6 protein-coding genes and 3 CRISPR repeat arrays (1 of these 9 cut by a window edge) are annotated in these 11,513 nt (G+C 69.3%); all 6 genes read left to right on the forward strand.

Annotation, left to right across the window (positions count from 1 at the left end; genetic code table 11):
• The first annotated feature begins 1,091 nt into the window (after nucleotides 1-1,091).
• The 6 genes from ACFXKZ_RS49260 to ACFXKZ_RS49285 all read left to right on the forward strand — a co-directional run bounded on the left by ACFXKZ_RS49260 (nucleotide 1,092) and on the right by ACFXKZ_RS49285 (nucleotide 10,923).
• On the forward strand, nucleotides 1,092-1,721 hold the full coding sequence (locus ACFXKZ_RS49260; protein WP_380013955.1) for a hypothetical protein: 630 nt from the start codon (nucleotides 1,092-1,094) through the stop codon (nucleotides 1,719-1,721).
• A gap of 1,129 nt (nucleotides 1,722-2,850) precedes the next feature.
• Nucleotides 2,851-3,245: a CRISPR direct-repeat array (repeat unit 38 nt; unit sequence GTTGCGATCCCCGGTCGACCCGAAGGTCGACCGCCACC).
• 587 nt (nucleotides 3,246-3,832) lie between these two features.
• Nucleotides 3,833-4,090, forward strand: coding sequence for a hypothetical protein (locus tag ACFXKZ_RS49265; protein WP_380013958.1), 258 nt, complete (start codon nucleotides 3,833-3,835; stop codon nucleotides 4,088-4,090).
• Nucleotides 4,091-4,173: 83 nt separating this feature from the next.
• A CRISPR array of direct repeats spans nucleotides 4,174-4,879; the repeat unit is 37 nt; unit sequence GTTGCGATCCTCGACCGACCCGAAGGTCGGTCGCCAC.
• 137 nt (nucleotides 4,880-5,016) lie between these two features.
• Complete coding sequence (gene istA / locus ACFXKZ_RS49270; RefSeq protein WP_380013961.1) at nucleotides 5,017-6,279, forward strand: IS21 family transposase; 1,263 nt, start codon at nucleotides 5,017-5,019, stop codon at nucleotides 6,277-6,279.
• A gap of 1 nt (nucleotide 6,280) precedes the next feature.
• Complete coding sequence (istB, locus tag ACFXKZ_RS49275; RefSeq protein ID WP_380013964.1) at nucleotides 6,281-7,084, forward strand: IS21-like element helper ATPase IstB; 804 nt, start codon at nucleotides 6,281-6,283, stop codon at nucleotides 7,082-7,084.
• Between the two features lie 2,247 nt (nucleotides 7,085-9,331).
• Nucleotides 9,332-9,805 (forward strand): hypothetical protein, encoded by a 474-nt coding sequence (locus ACFXKZ_RS49280; RefSeq protein WP_380013967.1) that lies wholly within the window; start codon nucleotides 9,332-9,334, stop codon nucleotides 9,803-9,805.
• Nucleotides 9,802-10,923, forward strand: coding sequence for a methyltransferase domain-containing protein (locus ACFXKZ_RS49285; protein WP_380013970.1), 1,122 nt, complete (start codon nucleotides 9,802-9,804; stop codon nucleotides 10,921-10,923). The genes ACFXKZ_RS49280 and ACFXKZ_RS49285 overlap by 4 nt, the downstream gene beginning before the upstream one ends.
• Before the next feature lie 322 nt (nucleotides 10,924-11,245).
• A CRISPR array of direct repeats spans nucleotides 11,246-11,513; the repeat unit is 37 nt; unit sequence GTTGCGACCCTCGGCCAGCCCGAAGGCTGACCGCCAC (it continues 1,506 nt past the right edge of the window).

Genomic DNA, 11,513 nt, shown 5'->3' on the forward strand with positions numbered 1-11,513 from the left:
CTGGAAGCCCGCCGACGTTCACGTCCTTGAACAAAGCGGACTTTCGACTTCAGCGCGGACGGCGTGTCACGTGTGCGCTCCGGGTTCCGAAGCCGAAGGCGCCGTTCCCCGCGGCAACTTCGTCGCAGTCTATCCCGCAGTCCGATCACGCCCTTCGCATCGGACATCAACGAACCCCGAGACCGATCGCCACGTCCGACTGGCACCAAGCCACATAGATGTCGCCTGGTTGCGATCCAGGCCCACCCGAAGGCGGATCGCCACGCCGCCCAATCCGCTGGCACCCGGTGCCTGGGCGTTGCGCCCCTCGGCCAGTCCGAAAGCTGACCGCCTCCGCTCTGATCATCGGCGCTGGCTTTACGGAGATGGCATTGCGATCCCCGACCGACCCGAAGGCCAGTCGCCACTGTCCCGGCGCGAAGCCCACGCCCAAGCGGTGCCGATTGCGATCCCCGACCGACCCGAAGGCCAGTCGCCACAGCGTGAACAGGCCGCCCGCGAACAGCAGCGGCAGATTGCGATCCCCGACCGACCCGAAGGCCAGTCGCCACCCTGCCTGAACAGGGAATCCTGCCAAGGGCTCTGCGCTCGGAAGTCCATCGACATTCACCTTCACGGGCAAAGCAGACCTTCGACTTCGGCGCACCCGGCGTGTCGCATGCGTGCTCGGGGTTCCGAAGCAGAAGTCACCTTTCCCGGCGGCGACTTCGTCACCGACACAGCCTATCCCGCAGTCCGGTCACGCTCTCCAGATCGGACGTCTGACCGCCCAGCGGCCGCACGCGCCGGGCGACGTGCGGAGGTTGCGACCCTCGGCCAGCCCGAAGACTGACCGCCACGACGGCTTCGGGGCATCCATCGTCCTCGCCGGTGAGGTTGCGATCCACGGTCGACCCGAAGGTCCACCGCTACTCTGCCCGAGCAGGGCCGTGGCCACCACGTTCGGGAGCCGGTCGATCTCGCCGGTGGGTGTTCATGAATCGGCGTGGACCGGAGGGCTCGTTGTTATGTGATGTCGCCGGTGGTGGATAGCATCCCGCCGGTTGTCGGCCAGACGGTCGGGAACCGGTGACGATCGGCGGGGGATTCGGGTGTCCGACGTGATGTGGCCGGTGCGGGCGGAGAGCGAGCGCGAGCGGTGGGAGGTCACACCGCTGATCCGGGTGGGACCGCTTCGGTTCGGCATGACCCCCGGCGAGGTCACCGTCGCCCTGGGCCGCGGACCCACGGCCAGTGGCACCGGCTTCGCGCACTACTCGTATCCCGACCAACGGATATGGGGAAACATGCTCGTGGCCTACTATCGCCCCGCCAGCGAGGACGAAGTCCCGCCGGAGGAACCCCGCTCCTGCCCCACGTGGCGGACCGCCGGGAGCTGTTCCCGATGTTCGCCCAGGCGCACGTCGGTGCTTGCCGCGGTGGCCGTCGATGCCCGCAACGGCCCCCAGGTCCGATGGGACGGCCTGGCTCTGACCGGTCGCGTGCCGTCGACGACCGACGACGCGATCTACGCCCGTCTCCGCAATCGGGACCCGGATACCGAGATTCGCATCTCCCAGGAGGGCACCTACAGTTACGAGGACGTCGGCATTCTGCTGCGCGTCCAACGCGCCGGCGACATCCTGCTCACCAGGCCCGTCTTCGCCGCCCCGGAGTGGATTGCGGGCCTCGGCGACACCTCGGAAGGCCCACTCCCGCACACGGAATGGGACATTGACTGATCCCGGCGAGCATGAGGATCGCAACGGTGACCTAGAGCTGATCCACGCCGAGCGGCAGGGTGGTGGCCGACTCTCAAGCCGGCCGTGGATCGCAACGACGGCCTCGACAGGGCGCTGAAGGACTCGACCACGCGGCAGTCGGCTTCCGAATAGACCGAGGGCCCAACTTCTGCAACAGTCCCGCGAAACCGGACCGAAGGCCAGTCGCCATCGCGCCGATGACCCGGCGACCATGCCCATCAACTGGTTGCGATCCACAGCCAGCCCGAAGGCTGACCGCCACGCCCGCGCCGAGCGGACCGCGCCAGTCCAGCGACCCGTTGCGATCCTCGGCCAGCCCGAAGGCTGACCGCCACACCGACACCACCACAACCGCCGCCGACACCGCGACGTTGCGATCCACAGCCAGCCCGAAGGCCAGCCGCTATGGGCGGCCAGCAGAACGGGCCGGTGCTGAGTCCTGTTGCGATCCCCAGTAAGCCCGAAGGCCAGCCGCCATTTCGACCGGCACCACATAGCCCTTGCGGCTGTCGTAAAAGTTCACGATGTTGCGATCCACGGCCGACCCAAGAGTCGACCGCTTCTCATCGTGGCCGTCGGATTCACGACCGACCAGCCAGCGTTACGATCCCCTACCGACCCGAAGCCGGTCGCCACTCTGGACTCTGCTCATAGGACCAACCGGAGTGGGGCGGTTGCGATCCCCGACCGACCCGAAGGTCGGTCGCCACGGGTCCTCCACAGTGATCACGAGGGCCGAGTAGGTGTTGCGATCCCCGACCGGCCCGAAGGTCGGTCGCCACCCCGCGATCGCGCCGGACCAACGGCCTCGGTCGGACGTTGCGATCCCCGACCCGCCCGAAGGTCGGTCGCCACCTCGGCTCCGGGGTCCCGGCCCGCGCACGAGTGGGAGTTGCGATCCCCGACCGGCCCGAAGGTCGGTTGCCACCCCTGCACGACTTCTTTCGCGCTCACTCCCCGTGACGTTACGATCCCCGACCGAACCGAAGGTCGACCGCCATGGGCCGCAGCTTGCGCAGGGCTTGGAGCTGGCGGCGTTGCGGTCCCCAGTCGGCCCGAAGGTAGACCGGGGATTGGCCGCATTCTGCGCGTTCCGGCCTCGTCCCTCGTTGCGATCCTCGGTCGGAAGGTCGACCGCCACCCAGGCGCACTCAACCGGGCGAGTAGCTGAGTCCAGTTGCGATCCCCGGCCGACCCGAAGGTCGACCGCCACGCGGGCGCCGGAGGGAGGCCCGGCCCGCGTGGATGTTGCGATCCCCGGTCGACCCGAAGGTCGACCGCCACCACGTCGACGCGTTTGGCTACGAGCGCCCGCAGGTCGTTGCGATCCCCGGTCGACCCGAAGGTCGACCGCCACCCGGCCGAGGTCGGCCGAGCAAGCTGTCCCTTTGGGTTGCGATCCCCGGTCGACCCGAAGGTCGACCGCCACCGGGTGGTGGATCCGGAACTGGTCGACGGTGTCGAGGTTGCGATCCCCGGTCGACCCGAAGGTCGACCGCCACCCTGTCCGAGCAGGGACATCCCACCGAAGTCGATGTGTTCGCACTCTCGCTGGCAGTCACGTTCACGAGTAAAACGGACTTTCGCCTTCAGTGCAGTCGGCGTGTCGCGTGTGCGCCCGAGGTTCCGAAGCAGAACGCGTCGTTCTCCGGAGCGTCTTCGCTGCGGACACCATATCCCTCGGCCCGGACGCTCCCGGTGCATCGCATATCGACCGGTCCGAGAGTGGTTATTTCCGCGCCGGCGATCGTGTCCCGGACGACTCGTTCCCGCTCGCGAATCCCGGTCGACTCGGAGTCCGGTCGCCACGCGGGGGCGCATTACCCGTCGTGAGGTCGGGCACGATGGCATGTATGGCGATGGGGGACGGCACGTACGCAGCGCGGGAGTTGGCCGGGCGCGCGCATGAAGTGGGACGGGTGGTGGAGCGGGACCGGTGGCGCGCGTTCCTGCGGCGCTGCAGTGGGGGTCGGTGGGGTCGACGATACGGCTGGCCCGTCGTTCCGCAGTTGGGCACGCCGTGGCAGGACACGGTTTCCGGTGAGCGGCGCGGGTGACGGCAACGCGAGGCCAACCTCGAGGGCGAATCCGTGTTCACGGTCGACTATCTGATCTGCCGCGATTGCGGCATCGGGTGGGTCGAACAGCCGTACACCGACCCGTCGTATCAACGATGTGGCCTCGCCTCCGCTGGCCTGGCCGCCCTACGTGCGGAACATCCCGGCCTGACCTGGCACACGCTCGGCGGCCATTTCCGCGTCTCCGAGCCCTTCTGGACCGCGGTCGGAACCACCGTCACCGGCGGCTACAGCCAACGCAAACCCTGCCGACACGCCGCCGAACTCTGACACCCGGCCGACCCCGCATCCGCGAAGACGTTCCCGTACGATCGCCACCACACGGCCGCAGCCGGTGGGCAACACAACAGACCATTGCGATCTCCGACCGGCCCGAAGGTCGGTTCCCGTAGGTCGACCGCTACCTCGGCGCCGTCGCCCTGCCGACCCTCGCGGAGCGGTTGCGACGCTCGACCGACCCGAAGGTCGGTCGCCATCGCGCCCCGGCCGCACCACCGGAGACCACCGTGCCCGTTGCAATCCACGGTCGCCCCGATGGTCGACCGCCACGTGATCGACAGCGGCCCGTTGTGGGCGTCGATGCAGTTGCGATCCTCGACCGACCCGAAGGTCGGTCGCCACTCGTGAGCCGGGACGTGAACGGCCGCTGGCTGCCGTTGCGATCCTCGACCGACCCGAAGGTCGGTCGCCCCTAGCAGCTTCTAGGATTGGCCGCAAGCGGTTTCACCTGTTGCGATCCTCGACCGACCCGAAGGTCGGTCGCCACTTCGTTTCCTGCATCCCCTCCGGAGTCTCCTCATGACGTTGCGATCCTCGACCGACCCGAAGGTCGGTCGCCACGTGCAGTTGGGGTCGGGGCGCGCGCAGGTCCGCGGCGGTTGCGATCCTCGACCGACCCGAAGGTCGGTCGCCACCCGCCCCCGCGCCTCAGGGGCGCCGGGGCGACAGGGTTGCGATCCTCGACCGACCCGAAGGTCGGTCGCCACCACCCAGCACATCATGACCGGCGAGATCCACACCTGGTTGCGATCCTCGACCGACCCGAAGGTCGGTCGCCACCCTGTCGGAGCAGGGAAATCCCGCCGAAGGCACTGTTGTCGGCGTCGTGTGAATCGTGCTCCACTTTCGGCGGATGAAAAGTGACCCTCTTCGTGATCTTGTGATCAGTCTGGCTCCTGGGGAGTCAGGAGGAAGAGGTGATCGAGGTGGAGGACTGGGCCGAGATTCGGCGTCTCCATCGTGGTGAGGGCATGTCGGTGCGGGGTATCGCCCTGCATCTGGGGATCGCCCGGAACACGGTGCGGCGCGCGCTCGCGTCGGATCGACCGCCGAGGTACCGGCGGGCGTTGAAAGGCTCGATCGTCGACGCGGTCGAGCCGCAGATCCGGGAACTTCTCGCGGGGTTTCCGCGGATGCCGGCGACGGTGATCGCGGAGCGGATCGGGTGGGACCGGTCGTTGACCGTCCTGCGGGATCGGGTGCGCGAGTTGCGTCCGGGGTATCTGCCGCCGGACCCGGTCTCGCGGACGATGTATGGGCCGGGCGAGCTCGCGCAGTGTGATCTGTGGTTCCCGCCGGTGGACGTGCCGTTGGGGTTCGGGCAGGTCGGGCGCCCGCCGGTGTTGGTGATGGTGTCGGGGTATTCGCGGGTGATCACCGCGAGGATGTTGCCGTCGAGGCAGGCCCCGGACCTGGTCGCGGGGCATTGGGACCTGCTCTCGGGGTGGGGTTCGGTGCCTCGGGCCCTGGTGTGGGACAACGAGCCGGGGATCGGCCGGCGACGGCAGGGCGGGGTGGTGCTCTCCGGCGAGTTCGCCGCGTTCGCCGGGCTGCTGGGGATCAGGACGGTGCTGTGTCGTCCTCGGGATCCGGAGGCGAAGGGTCTGGTGGAGCGGGCGAACGGCTACCTGGAGACGTCGTTCCTGCCGGGTCGGGTCTTCGTCTCGCCGCAGGATTTCAACGCTCAACTGGCCGAATGGTTGAGGATCGCGAACCGGCGGGTGCATCGCGGGATCGACGCCCGACCCGCGGAGCGGTGGGACGCGGATCGGGCGGGGATGCTCGCGTTGCCGCCGGTCGACCCGGGCGGGTGGTGGCGTTCGAGCGTGCGGTTGGGCCGCGATCACTATCTGCGGTTGGACACCTGCGACTACTCGATCCATCCGTCGGCGATCGGGCGGGTGGTCGCCGTCGAGGCCGGTCCGGAACGGATCCGGGCCACCGTGGACGGACGCGAGGTCGCGTCCCACGCGCGGTGTTGGGCACGGCATCAGACGATCACCGATCCCGACCACGCGGCGGCGGGCGCCCGACTGCGGCTCGAACACCGCCGGGCACCGGCGACGACGTCGGGTCCCGCGGCACTGGACCTGGAGGTCGAACAACGCGACCCCGCCGCCTACGACCGCGTGTTCCACGTGATCGAGGGCGGCGCCGGGGTCGGGCGGGAGGCGGGCTGAGATGACCGGCACCCGAACACGCGCCACCACCGCGAGGACGTCGTCACGCGACGTCGATGCGGAGTTGGCGTTTTTGACCCGGGCATTGAAGGCGCCCACCCTGCGGGACGCGGCCGAACGTCTCGCGGAGCGGGCGGTCGCGGACGGCTGGTCCCACCGCGAGTACCTGGCGGCGTGTCTGCAACGCGAGGTCGCCGCCCGCGAGTCCCACGGCGGCGAGGGGCGGATCCGTGCGGCCCGCTTTCCCGCCCGAAAAACCCTGGAGGAATTCGATTTCACGCATCTTCGCGGCCTGAAACGGGAATCGGTCCTGCACCTGGGCACCCTGGACTTCGTCACCGGCAAGGAGAACGTCGTCTTCCTCGGCCCGCCCGGCACCGGCAAGACACATCTGGCGATCGCGTTGGGGATCCGCGCGTGCCAGGCCGGACACCGGGTCGCGTTCGCCACGGCCTCCCAGTGGGTGGACCGGCTCGCCGCCGCCCACCACACGGGCAGGCTCCAGGACGAACTCGCCCGTCTGGCCCGGATCCCCGTGATCGTGGTGGACGAGGTCGGCTACATCCCCTTCGAAGCCGAGGCGGCGAACCTCTTCTTCCAACTCGTCTCCGGACGCTACGAACGCGCCAGCGTGATCGTCACCAGCAACAAGGCCTTCGGGCGCTGGGGCGAGGTCTTCGGCGACGACACCGTCGCCGCCGCAATGATCGACCGCCTCGTCCACCACGCCGACGTGCTCTCCCTGAAGGGAGACTCCTACCGACTCAAGAACCGCGACATCGGACGCACCCCGACCGCCACCTGAGCGGCGGGACCCACACAACAAGACCATGGGTCAGAATTCACCCGACGAAGACGGCATCGATTTCACACGACGCCGACAACTGTGTCCGGAAGCCCACCGACACTCACGTACTTGAGCAAAGCGGACCTTCGACCTCGGCGCAGCCAGCGTGTCGCGTGTGCGCTCGGGGTTCCGAAGCAGAAGGCATCGTCCCCTGCAGCGACTTCGTCACCGACACCGACGCAGCCTATCCCGCAGCCTGATCGCGCTCTTCGCATCGGACCCCAACGAGCCCCAAGACCGACCGCCACGCGCGTCGATGTGAACGTACGCAGCTCGACACCCACCCCGCGACTCTCAGGTGGTCCGAAGGCCGACCGCCACCTGAAGTCGCCGCACCGTCGGCGACTTCTTCGGGGCCGGGGAGAAGCAGTTGCGATCCCTGACCAGCCCGCAAGCTGGTCGCTGCCCTGCCCGCGCAGGGATACCCCGCCAATGATCTTGGGTCCGGAGACGCAGGCATTCACCGTCGCGATCAAAGTGGACTTTCGACTTCGGCGCGGCCGGTGTGTTGCGTGTGTGCTTGAGGTTCCGGGGCCGGGTGCGTCCTGGCCGGGGTTCTGCGTCCGCGGCGATACGGCCGCAACCTACCTCTCGCCTCCGATCACACCTTGCAACGAACACCAACGGGGCACCAATGCCCTGCACTCCAGTACAGCCGAACGCCGTTCGTTGGTGCGGAAGTTCTGATCCTCGGCCGGTCCGAAGGACCGAGCGCCACGTGGCGTCCCAGCCGTCCGCGAGCTTGCCACGCACGTTGCGGCCCTCGGCCGGCCCGAAGGCCGGTCGCCACTCGAGGACCACTCGACGGCGACCGAGGTCGACACCCTGTTGCGATCCCCGACCAGCCCGAAGGCTGGTCGCCACCTGGTGCTCATCTGCTGGGGTTCGCCGTCGTCGTAGTTGCGACCCTCGGTCAGCCCGAAGGCTGACCGCCACTCCCTTGCGAACTACGAGGCCGTGCTGCGGTTCGCCCTCGGTCGACCCGAAGGTCGACCGCCACACTTCGTCCATGAGCACGAGCGATGCATTAACGCCGTTGCGATCCCCGACCGGCCCGAAGACCGACCGCCACGCCCAGTCCGGCGGCAGGCCCGTCGACATCTGGATGGTTGCGATCCACGATCGACCCGAAGGCCGGCCGCCACAGAGCGCATCCTGCGGTTGTTCGTGCGGCGGCGAGTTGCGATCCCCGACCGACCCGAGGTCGGTCGCCACGTCTTGCATCAGGTGCGATCCCGTGGAGCGTAGCGTTGCGATCCCCGATCGACTCGAAGGTCGACCGCCATCGGGTTCTGGTTGTCCTTGGTCGAGACGCGACCGACGTTGCGATCCCCGACCGACCTGAAGGCCGGTCGCCACGCGCGCACTGTTCCCCCAACCCGGGCAGGGTGCGCGGTTGCGATCCCCGGCCAGCCCGAAGGCTGACCGCCACACGGTGCTCACCGCAGGGCCGCCAGTACCGACGTGGTTGCGATCCCCGGTCGGCCCGAAGGTCGACCGCCACCGGAGGCGTCGTCCGTGACGATGTCGGGCTGCTCGAGTTGCGATCCCCGGTCGGCCCGAAGACTGACCGCCACCCGAGCACGACCGGCGGGCACGACGGCGCGCAGGCGTTGCGACCCTTGGCCAGCACGAAAGCTGACCGCCACTCGGTAGCCGCCGCCGGGCGGCCAGGCCCGTCCGGCGTTGCGGCCCTCGGCCAGCCCGAAGGTTGGTCGCCACCTGATGGCCGCGTTGGAGGCACTGGGGTGGACCGCTTTGCGGCCCTCGGCCAGCCCGAAGGTTGGTCGCCACCTGCCACCGGACCCTGCCCCGCCAACGCCCACCACGTTGCGGCCCTCGGCCAGCCCGAAGGTTGGTCGCCACCTTGACTGAGCAGGGAAATCCCGTCGAGGACCCCACCTTTGGATGCCCGTCGACAATCACGTTCTTGAGCAAAGCGGACTTTCGGCTGCGGCGCGGACGGCGTGTCGCGTGTGTGCTCGAGGTTCCGAAGCAGAACGCGTCGTTCCCTGGAGTGTCTTCGATGCCGCCGGGGACACCCTATCCCTCGGCCCGGACGCTCCCCGAGGGTTCGCCCGGTCCGAAAGCTGCGTAGCCTCGCGGTGTCGATGTGTACCCGACGAACCCCGCCATCCACAATGTCGACGGACCCGAAGGCCGGTCACCACCGCCCACGGCCGCTTCTGCGCCGACCACGCCCCCGTGATCGGCAAGACCCTCGGCCCCATCACCCACACCGACGCCACCGGCGCTCGCCGGGTCCTCAACACCACCCGTGTGCCCGCCCACCACACCGGGCACCCCCGCGTGGCTTCCACCGCGCACCTGGTTCAGGCCGAAGTCCGCGACCGCGCCTTCGAGTACCGCGTCGCCGTCGTGGGCGAGCATCTGTTCGCCACCGAGATCCACGTCGACGCCCCCTACCTCGACATCCGCACCGCCCCCGACGCACACACCACGTACAGACCCGGAACCCTGCCCGCCGAACTCGCCCGCTGCGTAGTGTCCGTCACCCGAGGCTTCGGCCTCGTCTTCGCCGCCTGGGACCTCATCGCCACCCGCGACCACCGCGTCCTCGCCCTCGAACTCAACCCCGGCGGCCAATGGGCCTTCGTCCCCGACCACCACCACATCACCACCGCCCTCGCCGACCACCTGGAGCAGGCAACCCGATGACCACCCACCCCCACCCGGACACCACCCCCACCGCGCCGCCGCCGGACACCGACGAAACGCGAAGCCTGCGGCACGCCATGGTCGCGTCGATGACCCTCGACGGCATCCGACCCGAGATCGTCGACGCGTTCCGCGCCGAGCCGCGGCACGTGTACGTGCCCCGCTTCGTCCGCCGGATCGAAACCTCTCCGGGGACCTGGGAGACCCGCGTGTTCACGCCCGACCACCCCGACTGGGCGCGCGAGGTCTACACCGACCAACTCCTGATCACCGCGACGATGTTCGGCGACGACGGCCCACCCCTGTCCTCCTCTACCGTCCCCTCCCTGATGGCCGCCATGCTCGACGCCCTCGCCGTGGAACCCGGCATGAGCGTGCTCGAGGTCGGCGCCGGCACCGGCTACAACGCCGGCCTCCTCGCCCACCTGACCGGCGACACCGACATCACCACAATCGACATCGAACCCGACGTCGCCACCGCCGCCCGCGACGCCCTGACCGCAGCCGGACACCCGGGCGTGAGCGTCGTCCACACCGACGGCAACCGACCGCCCGCCGAACCCCGCAGCGTCGACCGATTGATCGCCACCTGCGGCGCGGACCATGTCCCGCCGGCCTGGCTCGCCGCCGTCCGACCAGGCGGCCGCCTCGTGGCACCCGTGGGCACCGGCATCGCAGCCCTGACCCTCGACGAACACGGCCACGCCGAAGGCCCGTTCCTGGCCACACCCGCCTACTTCATGGGCCTGCGCACCACCGCCGGCACCAACACCATCCCCTACCCGGGCGACCCGACCGGCCCCCTCGAACCGTGCGCCATGCCCCTCGCCGCGTGGCACGACGACGACCTGCGCTTCGCCATCGCCCTCGCCCTACCCGCCTCCGACCTGGGCCAACGCGACCTCCCCGACACACTGACCCCATGGACCACCGACGGCTCCGTCGCCACCATCCACGCCGACGGCACCTGCCGCCAATCCGGCCCCCGCCACCTCGCCCACGAACTCGCCCACATCCACCACGACTTCGAAAACGCTGGCAGACCCCAACGCCGACACCACCGACTCCGCATCGACACCCGAGGACACCACACGACCACGTTCACACTCACGATCTGAACCGGCCAGACGGCCGGACGTGCAACTCGCGCCCACCGCTCGGGCCGTTCACGTCGGTGCACACGCGCCACGAGCAGGCACCGACTCGGCATCTCTCGTCCGAGTCCAGACCGCGCAACAGGTCCTTACGGCTCGTTGCGATCCCCGACCGACCCGAAGGTCGGTCGCCACCGTCGACCTCGCTCACCACCGGCTCGGCGGGCCGCTGTTGCGATCCCCGGGCGACCCGCAGTCGACCGCCACGCCCGGACCGCGGCGAGATGATCCCGGACCCCTCGCGTTGCGATCCCCGGTCGTCCCGAAGGTCGACCGGGCCCTCGTCGTTGCGATCCCCGGTCGGCCCGAAGGCTGACCGCCACCCGGGCACGACCGGCGGGCACGACGGCGCGCAGGCGTTGCGACCCTCGGCCAGCCCGAAGGCTGACCGCCACTCTCGCCACCATCCCTGCCTGGCGTCCAACACATCGTTGCGACCCTCGGCCAGCCCGAAGGCTGACCGCCACCGGAGCCCGACCCCGGGCCGGCTCTCGACTCGTAGTTGCGACCCTCGGCCAGCCCGAAGGCTGACCGCCACGACCAGCCCGTCGTCC

Source organism: Embleya sp. NPDC059237, assembly GCF_042754105.1.
Lineage (GTDB): Bacteria > Actinomycetota > Actinomycetes > Streptomycetales > Streptomycetaceae > Embleya.